A 16106-nucleotide genomic window follows, 5' to 3' on the forward strand; every position below is an offset into this window, starting at 1 on the left:
ACAAGAATGTCTCAAGTCGCGGATTAGGGTCACGGGGGAGTCACGAGTGGCCGCGGCCACAGCTCCCGCGGGGTGTGAAAGCAGTTTCCCGGGGCCCGCGCCGACTAGCATTGAACGAGCGTCCGCAGCGCCAGCTGTTCCGTCACTGAAGGAGTTCACCACCCGTGGCACCAAGTTCTGAGTACACCGCCCGGCACCTTTCTGTCCTGGAGGGCCTCGAAGCCGTCCGCAAACGCCCCGGCATGTACATCGGTTCCACCGACTCGCGCGGCCTGATGCACTGCCTCTGGGAGATCATCGACAACTCGGTGGATGAGGCGCTGGCGGGCTTTGGGCACGACATCAAGATCATCCTGCATTCAGACAACTCCGTGGAAATCCACGACGACGGCCGCGGCATCCCCATCGACGTGGAGCCTAAGACGGGACTCACCGGCGTCGAGGTCGTGTTCACCAAGCTGCACGCGGGCGGCAAGTTTGGCGGCGGTTCCTACACCGCCTCCGGCGGCCTGCACGGCGTGGGTGCCTCCGTGGTCAACGCGTTGTCCTCCCGGCTGGACGTGGAAGTGGACCGGGGCAGCAAGACCTACAAGATGTCGTTCCGGCGGGGCGAACCCGGGCGGTTCAAGGACTCGGGCACCAAGTCCGATCCGGCATCGGCGTTCGAACCGTTTGTTAATGACTCCGTACTGGACGTGATTGGCAAGGCCAAGCGCGGGGTGACCGGGACCAGGATCCGCTACTGGGCCGACCGGCAGATCTTCACGCCGGACGCGAAGTTCTCCTACGACGAACTGGCTGCGCGGGCGCGCCAGACATCCTTCCTGGTTCCGGGCCTCAAGCTCACCGTCCGGGACGAACGCAGGCTGGCCGGAACACCGGGTGAAGCAGGTCCCCATGAGGAAGTGTTCCACCACGACGGCGGCATCTCGGAGTTTGTCGACTTCCTCGCCGCAGACCCCGCCGTGACCGACATCTGGCGGCTCCACGGCTCGGGCAAGTTCAAGGAAACGGTGCCGGTACTCGATGAGCGTGGCCACAGCCAGCTCGCCGAGGTCGAGCGCGACTGCGAAGTGGACGTCGCCCTGCGCTGGGGCATCGGCTATGACAGCACGGTCCGCAGTTTTGTGAACATCATCTCCACGCCCAAGGGCGGAACGCACCAGTCAGGCTTCGAACAGGCCCTGGTCAAAACGTTCCGGAAGTCAGTGGAAGCCAACGCCCGCAAGCTCAAGGCCGGCAACGACAAAATTGAAAAGGACGATATCTTCGCCGGGCTGACGGCTGTCCTGACGGTCCGGCTGGCTGAGCCGCAGTTCGAAGGCCAGACCAAGGAGATCCTCGGCACCTCGGCAGTGCGGGCCATTGTGGCAAAGGTGGTGGAGCACGAGATCAACGCCAAGCTGAACTCCGCCAACCGCAACGACAAGGCCCAGTCCGCGCTGCTGCTCGAAAAGATCGTCAGCGAGATGAAGTCGCGTATTTCCGCGCGGGTACACAAGGAAACGCAGCGGCGCAAGAACGCCCTGGAAACGTCCTCCATGCCCACCAAGCTTGCCGACTGCCGGACGGACGACGTCGAGCGTTCAGAGCTGTTCATTGTGGAAGGTGATTCGGCGCTGGGTACGGCAAAGCTGGCACGGTCGTCGGACTTCCAGGCTCTGCTGCCCATCCGCGGCAAAATCCTCAATGTCCAGAAGGCTTCGGTGGGGGACATGCTCTCCAACGCGGAGTGTGCTGCCCTGATCCAAGTGGTCGGGGCCGGCTCAGGCCGCAGCTTCGATATCAGCGCGGCCCGGTACGGCAAGGTCATCCTCATGACAGACGCTGACGTCGACGGCGCCCACATCCGCACGCTGCTGCTTACCCTGTTCTTCCGGTACATGCGGCCCATGATCGACGAGGGCCGCGTTTTTGCCGCCGTCCCGCCGCTGCACCGCGTCGAGGTGATCAACGCGGGCCAGAAGGCCAACGAAATGATCTACACCTACTCCGAGGCGGAACTCCACGCGCTCCTTTCCCGGCTGGCCAAGGAAGGCAAGCGCTACAAGGAGCCGATCCAGCGGTACAAGGGCCTCGGCGAAATGGACGCCGAACAGCTGGCGGAGACCACCATGGATCCGCGGCACCGCACCCTGCGCAAGGTGGGCATTGAGAACGCCAAGCAGGCCGAGGACACATTCGACCTGCTGATGGGCTCGGACGTGGCGCCGCGGAAGGACTTCATCATTGCCGGTGCCTCCAGCCTGGACCGGGAGCGGATCGACGCCTGACGGGCAGGCCAGGGCCGGCCTGCTTAGCCCAGCAGGCCGGGCACAATCAGCAGGGCCGTGGGCAGTGCCAGCAGCAGGATGCAGCCGGCCAGGACCGAGCCGCGGGCCGTGGCAGAAAGTTCAGGCTGAGGCGACAACAGCCGGCTGACCCGCGAAGCCGTGGTGCGGGCGGTGTCGGAGCCGGTAACACCGGCTGCGGCCTCCAGTCCGTCGAGGGCCAGGCCTGCCCGGCCGGCCGGGCGGAAAGCGCCGCCCCCCGCCGAACCGCTGGCCACGATTGCTATGGCCTTGATGAGGGTTGCCCGGCTCTCCGACTTCAGCGCTACGTCATCAGCCAGCATCTCGATGAGCGAGTTCACCGACTCCTGGGCCAGCCGGGTGGTGGGAAGCCAGGGGAGCGCCTGGCGCCAGGCGGCGAACGCCCAGAGGAGCAGGTGGTGGCGTTGGTTGAGGTGGGCGTTCTCATGGCCCAGGACTGCCCGCAGCTCGGCCGGCTCCAGGGCTGCCATGAGGCCGTCGGAGAGCACAGTGACCGAACGTGCCCCGCCGGGCAGGCAGTAGGCGACGGGGGAGTCGTGGCTGATGACCACGGTTCCTGCCCCCTCTGCGGAGGGTGAGGCCAGGAGAGCCAGCAGTTCACGGTGGCGCCGGCGCTGCCGCTCGATCTTGTAATACGTGAGCAGCAGGGTGAAAACCAGGTGCGCGGTCAGCAGTGCTGCCGCGGAGAGGGCAAACAGATGCCAGAAGCCCAGCGCCGTGGTGGGCGCATTAAAGAGCACCATGCCCGCGAGGGCCCGGAGCCCGGCCAGCAGGTTGTCGCCCACCGGCTCGAGCCCGTAGACCAGCATGGCACCGATCATCGAAAGCCCGCCGGCGAGAGCAATGGCCTGCCAGAGAAGCATGGCGGTGAAAGGTGACCGGCCCGGCCACTGGGCACGCGAAAGAAAGATAGGCACTGGCCACGCCAGGACTATCGCAAGGACCGCCAGGAGGTATGAGGTCCAGAACATCGGCCCGCTAGACGTGGCCGAGCAGTTTGCGCAGTGTTTCGGCTTCGCTTTCTGTAACAGACCCGATGAACTGCGCCAGGACGGCTTCGCGGTCCGGGGCGGAGCCCAGCACTTCGTGCATTAGTTCGGCTGTGTGTTCTTCCCGGCTTGAAACCGCCTGGTAGCGGTGCGGCCTGGTGCCGCGTTCCCGCTCGACGAGGCCCTTTTTCTCCAGCCGGGAGAGGACCGTCAGCACGGTGGTGACGGCAAGTTCCTTACCCTCATGGCCTGCAGCGTCGCCTTTCGCCTCCGTGCTGGTTGCCAGCTTGTCACGCAGGGTATTTGCGGTGGCTGCTTCGTGGCCCGCCCAGAGCAGGTCCATCACTGCCCGTTCCAGTTCCCCAAGACTTGCCATTGCCTACATCCTTCTTGTTCCCGCATCCGCAGGCTGAGCGCCGCGGTGCCTGCATTTCTTGACTACAGATACACAATCAAATTTACCTGTTTTTTGCCTGAGTTTCTACGTCCGGTAGAACACGGCGGGTTGCGCGGCCTTGTAGGGGCCGGGAGGGCGTGCAAGTCTTGTTTTTACAGTGCCTGCCGCATTGTTCTACACTCTGTAGAAGTAAGAGTTCTACGTTTCGTAGAAGTTGAACCCCAACCCCGAGGGACTGCTGTGGAAGCTCTGGAAATCGCACGCTGGCAATTCGGCATCACCACCGTGTACCACTTCATGATGGTGCCCCTGACAATCGGGCTGGGCCTGGTGGTGGCCGTCATGCAGACCATCTGGCACCGGACCGGCAAGGTCGAGTACCTCAGGATGACGAAGTTCTGGGGCAAGCTGTTCCTGATCAACTTCATCATGGGCGTGGCCACCGGCATCGTGCAGGAGTTCCAGTTCGGCATGGCCTGGAGCGAATACAGCCGGTTCGTCGGTGACATCTTCGGGGCTCCGCTCGCACTGGAGTCGCTGTTGGCGTTCTTCGTCGAGTCCACGTTCCTGGGGCTGTGGATCTTCGGTTGGAAGCAACTGAAGCCGGCCATCCACCTCGCCTGCCTGTGGATAGCGGTGGTGGGATCAGTCTTCTCCGCCTACTTCATCATTGTGGCCAACAGTTGGATGCAGCACCCGGTGGGCGCGGAAATCATCAACGGCCGGCCGGTCATGACGGACGCCTGGGCAGTCTTCACGAACAACACCGCGTTGGTGGCCTTCCCGCACACCCTGATGGGCGCCCTGGCCGTGGCCGGCGGCTTCCTCCTCGGCATCGCCTGGTACCACCTCTGGCGCCGGCGCAAGGACGGCATCGACACCATCGGTCCGGACGGCAGGGTGGTTCCCGGCGAAGCCTCGATTCCCGGCCGGGACAAGACGGACTACAAAGTCTGGATCCGCTCACTGCGTATCGGCGCCATCGTGGCCATGATCTCGTTCGCGGGCACCGCCGTCACCGGCGACCTGCAGGGCAAGCTGATGTTTGAACAGCAGCCCATGAAGATGGCGGCGGCCGAGGCTGCCTGCCACGACGGCACGGGCTTCTCCGTGCTCAGCGTGGGCAACCTCGGGTCCAAGAACTGCGACGACATCACGGCTGTGATCGAAGTGCCGGGCATCCTGTCCTTCCTCGCCAACGGTGACTTCACCACCCAGGTCAGGGGCGTCAACGGTCTCCTGGACCAGTACAAGGCCGACTACGGCACGCACCTGCCGGACAACCCCATCTACGGCGAGCGTGCCGGCCAGGAAATCCAGTACGTGCCCGTCATGGAGGTCACCTACTGGGGCTTCCGGATGATGATCGGCTTCGGCGGACTGGCGGCGCTGGCAGCCCTCGTGGCCCTCTGGCTGACCAGGAAGGGCACCGTACCCGCGTCTCCCTGGCTGATGCGCCTGGCAGTCTTCGGAATCCTGGCCCCGTTCGGCGCCAACGCCGCAGGCTGGATCTTCACCGAGATGGGCCGGCAGCCCTTCGTCGTGGCGCCCAACCCGGACCTCAACGGCATCGACCAGGTGTTTATGTTCACCGCGGCGGCCGTCTCGCCCGGAGTGTCGGCCGGTGAACTGCTGACCTCACTCATCGTCCTGACCGCTGTCTACGCAGTCCTGCTGGTCGTGGAGGTCAAACTCCTGGTCAAATACATCCGCGGCGGAGTGGTCTCTGCGATGCCGGAACTGGCCCGCGTGCCGGCTGACGAGCACCCGGACGGCACCCCGGGCCCCGACGCCCCCGCCAAACCCGCCGACGACGTCCTGGCATTCGCCTACTAAGCAGAGCAGAGGATATTCGATATGGAACTGCTGCCCACTATCTGGTTCATTGTCATCGCGCTGCTCTGGACCGGCTACCTCTTCCTGGAAGGCTTTGACCTCGGCGTCGGCATGCTGATGAAGCTGTTCGCCCGGAACGACACCGAGCGCAGGGTGCTGCTCAACACCGTCGGCCCGGTCTGGGACGGCAACGAGGTGTGGCTGATCACGGCCGGCGCCGCCACCTTCGCGGCCTTTCCGCTCTGGTATGCCTCGCTGTTCTCCGCCCTCTACCTGCCCCTTCTGGTGGTCCTCGTGGCCCTGATCTTCCGTGCGGTGGCCTTCGAATACCGTGGCAAGGTGGACAACCACAGCTGGCGTGCACGCTGGGACTGGGCCATCGCGCTGGGCTCCTTCTTCGCCGCCTTCGGCGTGGGCGCCGCGCTGGCCTTGACCACCACCGGCCTGCCGCTGAACGCGAACGGCGACCGCGAAGGCGGCGCCATGGCCTGGTTCAGCGGCTACGCCGTCCTGGGCGGGCTGGCCGTGGTGGGGTTCTCCCTCCTGCATGCGCTCGCGTTCCTGGCGCTGAAGACCGACGGCGATGTGCGGCACCGGGCGCGCGCCTGGTTCGTCCGGCTGCTGCCCGTCCTGCTGCTTCCGCTGGCTGCCTGGGCCCTGGTTATCCAGTTCCTGGAAGGCAAGCCGTGGACCTGGGCGGCAGTGCTCCTGGCGGTGGTGGCCGCCGTCGCGGCATGGTTCCTGGCCAAGCGCGGATCCGAAGGCCGCGCCTTTGCGGCAATGGGCGGGTTCCTGGTGCTGGGCAGCGCCTCGATCTTCGGTGCAGTCTTCCCGGTGGTGCTTCCCTCCACGCTGGACCCCATGTTTGACCTGACCATCGCCAACGCCTCCTCCTCGGACTACACCCTGGGACTCATGAGTGTGGTGGCCGCGTTCGGCCTCCCCCTGGTGATCGCCTACCAGGCGTGGACGTACTGGGTGTTCCGCCGCCGGGTCAGCGCTGCGCACATCCCGGCCGCCCACAGCTTCCTGCCGGCTGTTGCCGCCCGGGCATTCACCACGAAGGGCTGAACCTGCGTGCGCCCAGACTTCCCGGCCGGACCGGCCACGCGTTCCGCCATCTACTGGCTTGGCCTGCTGTCAGCCCTGAAAGCCCTCTCCCTGGTCCTCATGGGCCAGGCGGTGGCGGCCATGCTGGCGGGGCTGGCTACGGTCAGCGCCTCCTGGCAGGACCAGCTGACGTGGGGCCTGGCCGGCGTTGTCCTGCGGTCCGTCACCGTATGGGCGCAGGGGATCGCCGCCCGCCGCGCCGCCCTGGGCATCAAGGAAGAGCTAAGGCAGGAACTGCTGGCCCGCGCGCTGCGGAACGGCGCCCGGAGTGCCGGCCCGGGCGACGGCGGCCTGGCCGTCCTGGCGACGCGAGGCCTGGACGCGCTGGACAGCTACTACACCCAGTTCCTGCCCGCGCTGGTGAACTGTGCCACGATCCCGCTGCTCCTCGGTGCGCGCATCCTCTTCGCCGACTGGGTCAGTGCCGTGGTGGTGGTCCTGACGGTTCCCCTGGTCCCGCTGTTTATGGTGCTGATCGGCAGGTACACGGAGGACCACGTCCGGGAGGCGCAGGAAACCCTCACCCGGCTGTCCGCCCACATGCTGGAGCTGGCCAAGGGGCTGCCCGTGCTGGTTGGCCTGGGCCGTGCCACCGCCCAGCGCAAGGCCCTGGAGGAAATCTCCGACGAATACCGGACCAAAACCATGGGAACGCTGCGCACCGCGTTCCTGTCCGCCCTGGCCCTGGAACTCATCGCCACCATTTCCGTGGCCGTGGTGGCCGTCTTCATCGGTGTCCGCCTGGTCCACGGCGACATGGCCCTCGAAGCCGGCCTCCTGGCGCTCATCCTCGCACCGGACTGCTACCTGCCGCTGCGCGAACTGGGCACCGCCCACCACGCCAGCGACGACGGCCGGGCAGCGCTCGCAGCCACCCGGACAGTTACCGAGGCGCCCGAGCCGCAGCCGCTCCCTGCAGGGCGCACCGCGGCGGCGTCCGCCGGAGTTCCTGCCCGCGGTATCCGTCCCGCGGACGACGACGGCACGGGGCCTTCCGCCGTCGGCCCCGCCGGGGTGACTGTCACCAATCTCACGGTCACCCACGCGGGCAGGTCGGCAGCCGCCGTCGGGCCTCTCACCTTCACCGCCCCGCCGGGCCGGATCACGGCCCTTGACGGCCCCAGCGGCGCGGGCAAGAGCACAGTGCTCGGCGTGCTCGCCGGCATAGTGGGCCACGGCGGCGGAACCGAAGTGTCCGGGCACCTGGCCGGCTTTGACCGGGCCGCAGTCGCCTGGGTTCCGCAGCACCCGGTCATGGTGGCGGACTCGGTCCTCGAAGAGGTCACGCTGTACATCAACGGCGGATCCGGGCATGTGGCGGACCACGAGGCGCAGGATGCGGCCCGGGAGTGCCTGGCCGCGGCTGCCGCCGGGCACCTTGCCGGCCATCATCCCGCCGAGCTGAGCCCGGGGGAGCTGCGGCGTGTGGCCCTGGCCCGCGGCCTGGCCCGGATCCGGGCCGGTGCCACCATCCTCCTGCTGGACGAACCGACCGCCCACCTGGATGCCGTTTCAGCCGCGCTGGTGCAGGAGTCCGTCCGCGCCCTCCGCGGCCAGGTCACCGTGATCCTGGTGGCCCACGACCAACAGACCCGCGAACTGGCCGACCACCTGGTGCCCGTCTCGGCCCGCGGCATCACGGCACGGTCCAGGACCGCTGCCATGCCGCGCGCGGCGGAGGCTGCAGCAGGACTGGACTGTACTGCGAGCCTCGACAGCGCAGCCGGCGGCGGTGCACATCAGCCGGCTACCGTAACCCCCGGCCACGGCGTGCCCGTGGCAGAGGATGTCCGCCCGGCTCCCACGGCAAAGCTGCTCAGCGGCCTCCTGGCCCCGGTGGCCGGCCGGTTCACGGGCGCCGCCGTGGTGGGGACGCTCGCCGCGATCTTCGCCGTGGCCCTGTCCGGGCTGTCCGGCTGGCTCATCATCAGGGCGAGCGAGCAGCCGCCCATCCTCTACCTGCTGACTGCCATCGTCGGCGTACGGTTCTTCGGGATCGGGCGGGCCGTCCTGCGCTATTGGGAACGGCTCCTGCTGCACGACGCCGTCTTCAGCGCCCTCACCCGGCTCCGCGGCCGCCTCTGGGAATCGCTGAGCCGCAAGGCCCTGTCACTGCGGCGGCTCCTGCAGGGCGGCAACGTCCTGGCGACGGTGATTGACGACGTCGATACCATCCGGGACCTGCTGCCGCGCGTTGTCCTGCCGCCCGTGACTGCCCTTGCGGTGGCCGGCTCGGCACTGCTGGCCACCACCCTGGTGGCGCCGGCCGCACTGCCTGCGGTGGCCATTGCCGCCGCCGTGAGCCTGATCGTGGCGCCCGCAGCTGCGCTCATGGGCGACAGGCAGTCCGCCACCGCGGAACAGCGGCTGCGCGCCGGTGTGCTGCGGCGCACCTCCGCTGCCCTGGACGCCCGGGCGGAGCTGCACGCCAACGGCATCGCCGCAACAGTCCTGGATGCCCTGCGCTCCGAGGACCGCACGGCAACCCGGGCGTCCCAGCGGTCCGCCTGGGCGGAAGGCCTGGGCCAGGCCCTCACAGTGGCTGCGTGCGGAACGGCGGCACTCGCGGCGGCCGTGCTCACCGCACCCCAGGTCATTTCCGGCGCCATGGAACCGGCCACGGCCGCGGTGATGGTGCTCCTGCAACTGGCGCTGGTGGAACCCTATGCAGCCATGACGACGGCGGTCCGCCAGTTCCCCGCCCTGCGTGCGGTCATGCGGCGGGTCGCGGATTCCGGCGTGCTGGAGGCAGACGCAGCCGGGGAGGACTCCAACGCAGCCGGGCAAACGGAAGGTGACGGGCTGCACCACGTCCCTGCCCGCGACGGGGGCGCCTCGGGAGTGGAACTCTCTAACCTTTCGGCAGCGTGGCCAGGCGGCGGCACGGTGTTCTCACGGGTCTCGGCGACAGCCGTGCCCGGGAACTGGCTGGCCGTGACCGGTCCCTCCGGTGCCGGCAAATCCACGCTCCTCGCGGTGCTGCTGGGATTCCTCCCGGCCGCAGCAGGCAAGGCAGCGGTGACCGGGACGGCGGCCTGGTGCCCCCAGGAGGCGCACCTGTTCGATTCAACGCTCCGCGGCAACCTGCTGCTGGGCCTGCCTGCTCCGGCACCCACCTCCGCAGAACTTCCGTCCGTAGCGCTCCCGTCTGCAGCACGGGACACGGAGCTGACGGCAGCGCTGGCCGCCGTCGGCCTTAACAGCCTGGTGTCACGGCTTCCTGACGGACTGGACACCAGGATCGGGCCGGGCGGCTCATTCCTGAGCGGTGGTGAGCGGCAGCGGCTCGCGGTGGCGCGGACCATCCTGACCGGCGCGGACGTGATCCTGCTGGACGAGCCCACAGCCCACCTGGACGCGGCGGCGGGACGGGACATGCTGGCCGACCTCCGCGCCGGGCTCATGGACCGCACGGTGGTCATGGTGACCCACAACCCGGCCGACATCCATCCGGCCGACACCCTGCTGGACCTCTCCGCGGCCTCACGGACCGGTGGCGCGGGCAGCGTCAGGGTGCCGTCTCCGGCCGGGAGCCTTCGCTAGGCCGATATTTGCCAGACTGTTATTCGCCAGGCTGTTATTCGCCATAGTGTCAGCCGTCGACGTCGTGCAAGTGATGCACCACGTCGTGCAGGAAGTACTGGGCCAGGGTCAGGACGGTGAACTCGGAGCCGTTGCCGCGCAGGCCCGTCCGGCCCCAGTCCTCCTCGCGGACCCTGGAGAAGGACTCCGCGATCTGCTCGCCCTCGGCTGTCAGTTCGGTGCTGACCACCGCCGGATCGGCGCTGCCGTAGTCCTTCTCGATGGCTGTGTTGTCCTGGTCCCAGTTCTCGAAGCGCGCGTCCTCGGCTTCCAGCATCATGTTCAGCCGCTGGTCGAACAGGGTGAAGACGTCGCGGACATGGCAGGCGTACTCCAGCGCCGACCAAGTGCCCTCGTCCGGACGTTCCGCCACCTCGGGGCGGCGCAGGACGGCCCGCCACCGCGGCAGCATGTTCTCCACACTCCCCGGCACGGTGGCAGGGGTGACGGTGGAAGCGTCGAAGGAGCATTCCGGGCATGGCCGGGACAGCACCCACGTCCAGTCCTTTTGGTCAGGAGTGATAGGCATGGCAGCAGTCTAGGCCGGATCGGCCCAGGCCATGGCCGGTCCCACCGCATCCACGGCCTGGGACAGCGGAATGCCCGAACCGTCACGCCGGCCGTGTTCCTGCGGCAGCGACCTGGCCACGCCGGCCAGCGAGGATGCCTTGGCCGGTCCGTGCCCTGCCCAGCCCAGCAGCAGGGTGTCTTCGCCCTTGAGGAACCGGTGGGCGCGGACACCCGCCGTGGCGCGGCCCTTGGCCGGATACTCGGCGAAAGCGGTCACCTTCGCGGCGCCGGGCGCGGTCCCCGGCAGGGCGCCGTCGGTCCCCGCGATGGTAACCACGACGGCGGCGTCATCGTTCGGGGCCACCGCACCGAAGAACACCACGTGGTCGCCGGCGCCGAGCTTGATGCCGCCCATGCCGCCTGCTGTGCGGCCCTGCGGGCGGACGTTGGCCGCACTGAACCGGAGCAGCTGCGCTTCGCGGGTCACAAACACGAGGTCGGTGTCGTCGGAGCCGGCCGGAGCGACGCCCACCACGGTGTCCTTGTCCTTGAGGGCAATGACTTCCCAGTCCTCGCGGTTCAGGGGGTAATCCGGCTGGACCCGCTTGACCACGCCCTGGACCGTTCCGATGGCCAGGACCTCGTCCAACGGGACGAAAGCCACGAGCGACTCACCCTTGTTCAGGGTAATGAAGTCCTTGGCCGGGACACCGCCCGCCAGGTTGGGCAGGCCTGACATCGGCGGCAGTACCGGCATGTCCATGACCTGGAGCCGCAGCATGCGCCCCTGCGAGGTGACCGCGGCGATCTCTCCGCGGGCGGACGTCCTGACCACCGATCGGAAGACGTCATGCCGGACGCGGGGTCCCGACTCGGCCAGCGGGTCCTGGTTGGATGTGCGGGCAATCTGGCCGGACGCGGTCAGGATCGCCCAGCACGGATCGTCGGGGATCTCCAGGGCCAGCGGCGCGGCTTTGCCCTTCACTCCGGGGGCGGCAGCCAGGGCGGCGGCCACTGTGGGGGAGACGGCCTCGGATTCGAGCAGCACGGTCCGGCGGGGCGTGCCGTATTTTTCCGCGATGTCGCCCAGTTCCGTGGACACAAGTTCTCGCAGCCGCTGCTCCGAGCCCAGGATGGCCTCAAGCTCGGCAATCTCGCGGCGCAGCTCGTCCTGTTCCTTTTCAAGCTCGATCCGGGAGTACTTGGTCAGCTGGCGCAGCCGCAGTTCCAGGATGTAGTTGGCCTGGATTTCGGTGAGGTCATAGATGGACATCAGCCGTTCGCGGGCGGCGGCCACCTCGTCCGAGGACCGGATGATCTGGATGACCTCGTCGATGTCCACGATGGCGATCAGCAGACCCTCCACCAGGTGCAGGCGGTCCTTCTTCTTGCCCAGCCGGTACGTCGTGCGGCGGCGTACCACATCGATGCGGTGGCCCACATACACGGACAGCAAGTCCACCAGCCCCAGCGTCTGCGGCTGGCCGTCCACCAGCGTCACGTTGTTGATGCCGAAGGAATCTTCCATGGGGGAGTAGCGGTAGAGCTGCTGGAGGACCGCGTTCGGGTTGAAGCCGTTCTTCAGCTCGATCACCAGGCGCAGGCCGTGTTTGCGGTCTGTGAGGTCCACGATGTCACTGATGCCCGTCAGCTTCTTGCTGTTGACCGCATCCTTGATCTTCTCGATCACCTTTTCCGGGCCCACCATGTACGGCAGTTCGGTGACCACCAGGCCCGTGCGGCGGGCGGAGAGCTGTTCGATCTCCACCTTCGCGCGGGTCTTGAAAGATCCGCGCCCGGTCGCATACGCGTCGCGGATACCGTCCAGGCCCACGATGCGGCCGCCGGTCGGAAGGTCCGGTCCGGGGACGAACCGCATCAGGTCATTGAGGGTGGCGTCCGGATGCGCGATCAGGTGCCTTGCCGCTGAGATGACTTCCACCAGGTTGTGCGGGGCCATGTTGGTGGCCATGCCCACGGCGATGCCGGTGGCGCCGTTGACCAGCAGGTTGGGGAACGCGGCCGGCAGCACGTCCGGCTGGGTCAGCTGGTTGTCGTAGTTGGGGACAAAGTCCACCACGTCTTCGTCGAGGTGGTCCGTCAGTGTCAGGGCCGCCGCCGCGAGGCGGGCCTCGGTGTACCGCGGGGCCGCCGGGCCGTCGTCGAGCGAGCCGAAGTTGCCGTGGCCGTCGATGAGCGGCAGGCGCAGTGAGAAGTCCTGGGCCATGCGCACCATGGCGTCGTAGATGGCCGTATCGCCGTGGGGGTGGAGCTTACCCATGACCTCGCCCACCACACGGGCACTCTTGACGTGGCCGCGGTCCGGCCGGAGGCCCATCTCGCTCATCATGTACAGGATGCGGCGCTGCACCGGCTTGAGCCCGTCCCTGGCGTCCGGCAGGGCCCGGGAGTAAATCACCGAATAGGCGTACTCCAGGAAGGAGCCTTCCATTTCGGACGTGACATCGATGTCCACGATGTTCTCGACGTAATCCTGGGTGGCTGCCCCGGCAGGGGGCGGGCTTTGGCGGCGGGCCATATGACTGGTGGATCCTTCTGGTGGTGCTCTGGCAGGGCGCAGTTTTCCGGCGCCGTTTTGTTGGCGCAGGGCCTGCGGCGTCCGTTTGTGGTTAGGCTAAGCCTATGGTGGATCAGCCCGGGGACGGCGAATATCCGGAACATTGGGAAGCCGATGTCGTGCTCAGGGACGGCGGCACCGCGCACCTGAGGCCAATTCATCCCAGCGACGCGGACGCTGTCCAGGCCTTCCATGCCGGACAGTCACAGAACTCAATCTACATGCGCTTCTTCACCTTCAAGGCCCGGCTGTCCACCAAAGAGGTCAAACGCTTCACGGAAGTGGACTACAAGGACCGGGTGGCGCTGGTCATCACCTTTGGCGGCGAAATCCTGGGAATCGGCCGCTACGACAGGCTCGATGATCCGACGGAAGCCGAGGTCGCCTTCAACATCGCGGACGTCCACCAGGGCAGGGGAATCGGTTCCATCCTCCTGGAACACCTCGCCGCAGCCGCCCACGAAAACGGCATCCGCCGGTTCACCGCCGAGGTGCTGCCGGAAAACCGCAAAATGCTGATGGTCTTCGCCGACGCCGGCTATGACGTCAAACGCCATTTCGACGACGGCGTGGTCAGCCTGGAGTTCAACATCGGTCCCACGGAAAGATCGCGGGCCGTGATGGAGTCACGCGAGCACCGCGCCGAGGCGAAGAGCGTGCGGGACCTGCTGACGCCGTCGTCCATCGCGGTCATCGGCGCCAGCCGCAAGTGGGGGACCGTAGGCCACCAACTGCTCGAACACATCATCGAAGGCGGTTTCCCGGGGCCGGTGTATGCCATCAACCCCGAGGCGCTGGAGCTCGCCGGGATGATGTCGTACGGCAAGCTTTCCGAGGTCCCGGACCCGGTACAGCTCGCGGTCATCGCTGTGCCGTATACGGAAGTGCCGGGTGTGGTGGATGACTGCGCCGCGGCCGGAGTCAAAGGGCTGGTCATTGCGTCCGCCGGCTTCGCGGACGACGGCGAACGCGGCCTGCAGCGTCAGCGCGACCTGGTGCGGAAGGCACGTGCCAACGGCATGCGTGTCATCGGACCGTCGTCACTGGGGATCGTGAACACACACCCCGACGTTCTGCTCAATGCGTCCATGGCACCTGCGATGCCGCTCCGTGGCGGCCTGGGACTGTTCAGCCAGTCGGCAGCCATCGGCGTGGCCCTCTACGCGGCGTCCAGCCGCCGCCGGCTGGGACTGTCCACGTTCCTCTCGGCGGGCAACAGGGCGGACGTCTCCGGCAACGACATCATGCAGTTCTGGGAGGACGACGCCGGCACCACCGCCGTGGGCCTCTACCTCGAGTCCATCGGCAACCCGCGCAAATTCTCCCGGATCGCACGGCGGCTGGCCCGCAGCAAGCCGGTGGTCGTGGCCAAGTCCGAGACCATGGGCCTGCGGCTCCCGCCCGGCCATGCCGTCCGCACCACCCAGGCGCCGGCCGGGGCCCTGGATGCCATGATGCGGCAAGCCGGCGTCATCCGGGTGGAAACCGTCGAGCAACTCATGGATGTTTCCCAGATTGTTGCCGGGCAGCCGCTGCCCGCAGGCCCGGGCGTGGCCATCTTCAGCAACTCCATGGCACTGGGCAAAGTGGTGGCCGACAGCTCCGAAGCCCACGGGCTGGCCGTGCACGGGATCGTCACCGACGTGGATCTCGACGCCGGGATGTCTGTTGCGCTGCCGGCCCTCCGCCGCAAGCTCCGGGAGACGCTCGCCTCTGACGCCGTCCACGCTGTGGTGGCTGCGCTGCTGCCGGCCCGCGGCCTCACGGTGGACAGCATCGCCGAGGTGCTGGCCGAGTGCTCAGCGGAAGCCGGCAAACCGGCAGTGGCGGCCTTTACGGGAATCCTTGATGCCTCCGTCTACGTGGAGGGTATGGTAGGCTCCGGGGCGCTGACCGTACCGTGCTTCTCCAACCCCGGCGCGGCTGTGGCGGCGCTCGCCGCCGTCGTGCGCTATTCCGAATGGCTTGCCCGGGATCCGGGCCTGGTGGTGGAGCCCGCTGGCTGCGATCCGGAAAGCGCGGGCTTCTTCCTGGAGGAACAGCTCCGTGATGTCCAGGGAGCCGAGCTGAAGGCCTTGGACGCCGCGTCCACGGCGTCACTGCTGGCGCACTACGGCATTCAGGTTTTGCCGTCCGCCGGGTTCGAGTCCGAGGCTGAGGCGGTTGAGGCAGCAGACCGGCTCGGGTGGCCGGTGGCCCTGAAAACCACGGATCCGGCCCTCCGGCATCGACTGGACCTGGGTGGGGTGCGGCTGGACATTGAGGACGCAGACTCCCTGCGCCGGACCATCGTGCAAATGCGGCGGTCGCTGGCGCCCTATGGTTCATCCTCTCTGGAGGTGCAGTCAATGGCGCCCGTAGGGCAGGCCTGCACCTTCCGGGCCATCGAGGATCCGCTCCTGGGGCCGGTAATCTCCTTCGGCCTGGCCGGGGACGCCGTCAACCTGCTGGACGATTGGGCCCACCGGGTCCCGCCGCTCTCAGTTACTGATGTCAAGGATTTCATCCGTGCGCCGCGGGCCACCCGCAAGCTGTCGGGCTACCAGGGCCTGCCCGCCGTCGACCTGGCCGCCCTCGAGGACCTGGCCCGCAGGCTGGCCTGGATGAAGGACAACCATCCCGAAATCGCGCTTGTCGAGTTCAACCCTGTCCTATGTGGCACCCAGGGCCTGTCCATCCTGGCTGCGGAGATCCGGATCGGCAACGCCGCCAGGCGTACGGACAGCGCCCGCCGTGCCATGCTGGGCTGAGCGCAGTTAGCATGTCCCCGGCCGATCTGTGAAAATGAGGGC

The 16106-nt window shown here is 67.4% G+C and carries 9 protein-coding genes; 5 read left to right on the top strand and 4 right to left on the bottom strand.

Annotated features, from left to right (window positions below):
* Nucleotides 1-164: 164 nt before the first annotated feature.
* On the top strand, nucleotides 165-2273 hold the full coding sequence (locus tag NQJ30_RS04220) for a DNA gyrase/topoisomerase IV subunit B (RefSeq protein WP_255768492.1): 2109 nt from the start codon (nucleotides 165-167) through the stop codon (nucleotides 2271-2273).
* A 23-nt stretch (nucleotides 2274-2296) separates the two neighbouring features.
* Here NQJ30_RS04220 and NQJ30_RS04225 read toward each other — a convergent pair whose 3' ends face one another.
* On the bottom strand, nucleotides 2297-3283 hold the full coding sequence (locus tag NQJ30_RS04225) for a M56 family metallopeptidase (protein WP_255768493.1): 987 nt from the start codon (nucleotides 3281-3283) through the stop codon (nucleotides 2297-2299).
* 7 nt (nucleotides 3284-3290) lie between these two features.
* Nucleotides 3291-3677, bottom strand: coding sequence for a BlaI/MecI/CopY family transcriptional regulator (locus NQJ30_RS04230; RefSeq protein WP_190988886.1), 387 nt, complete (start codon nucleotides 3675-3677; stop codon nucleotides 3291-3293).
* A gap of 261 nt (nucleotides 3678-3938) precedes the next feature.
* Here NQJ30_RS04230 and NQJ30_RS04235 point away from each other — a divergent pair, with 261 nt between their 5' ends.
* The 3 genes from NQJ30_RS04235 to cydD are packed head-to-tail and all read left to right on the top strand — an operon-like array spanning nucleotide 3939 to nucleotide 10187.
* Entirely contained in the window at nucleotides 3939-5534 is a 1596-nt protein-coding gene (locus tag NQJ30_RS04235; RefSeq protein ID WP_255768495.1) for a cytochrome ubiquinol oxidase subunit I, read from the top strand.
* A 21-nt stretch (nucleotides 5535-5555) separates the two neighbouring features.
* Nucleotides 5556-6605 (top strand): cytochrome d ubiquinol oxidase subunit II, encoded by a 1050-nt coding sequence (gene cydB, locus NQJ30_RS04240; RefSeq protein ID WP_255768496.1) that lies wholly within the window; start codon nucleotides 5556-5558, stop codon nucleotides 6603-6605.
* Nucleotides 6606-6611: 6 nt separating this feature from the next.
* The gene (gene cydD / locus NQJ30_RS04245) at nucleotides 6612-10187 is read left to right on the top strand and encodes a thiol reductant ABC exporter subunit CydD (RefSeq protein WP_255768497.1); all 3576 of its coding nucleotides are present in this window, start codon (nucleotides 6612-6614) and stop codon (nucleotides 10185-10187) included.
* A gap of 49 nt (nucleotides 10188-10236) precedes the next feature.
* Here the strand turns inward: cydD and NQJ30_RS04250 are convergent, their stop codons facing one another.
* Both NQJ30_RS04250 and NQJ30_RS04255 read right to left on the bottom strand, forming a co-directional pair.
* A complete protein-coding gene (locus NQJ30_RS04250) occupies nucleotides 10237-10755 on the bottom strand; it encodes a DinB family protein (protein ID WP_255768498.1) in 519 nt (172 codons plus the stop codon).
* A 9-nt stretch (nucleotides 10756-10764) separates the two neighbouring features.
* Nucleotides 10765-13275: a DNA gyrase/topoisomerase IV subunit A gene (locus tag NQJ30_RS04255; protein WP_255768499.1), complete on the bottom strand. Its 2511-nt coding sequence runs from the start codon at nucleotides 13273-13275 to the stop codon at nucleotides 10765-10767.
* A 104-nt stretch (nucleotides 13276-13379) separates the two neighbouring features.
* Between NQJ30_RS04255 and NQJ30_RS04260 the strand changes: the two genes are divergently transcribed.
* Nucleotides 13380-16064 (top strand): bifunctional acetate--CoA ligase family protein/GNAT family N-acetyltransferase, encoded by a 2685-nt coding sequence (locus tag NQJ30_RS04260; RefSeq protein WP_255768500.1) that lies wholly within the window; start codon nucleotides 13380-13382, stop codon nucleotides 16062-16064.
* Nucleotides 16065-16106: the final 42 nt, after the last annotated feature.

Source organism: Pseudarthrobacter sulfonivorans (genome assembly GCF_024391045.1).
Classification (GTDB): Bacteria; Actinomycetota; Actinomycetes; order Actinomycetales; family Micrococcaceae; genus Arthrobacter; species Arthrobacter sulfonivorans_B.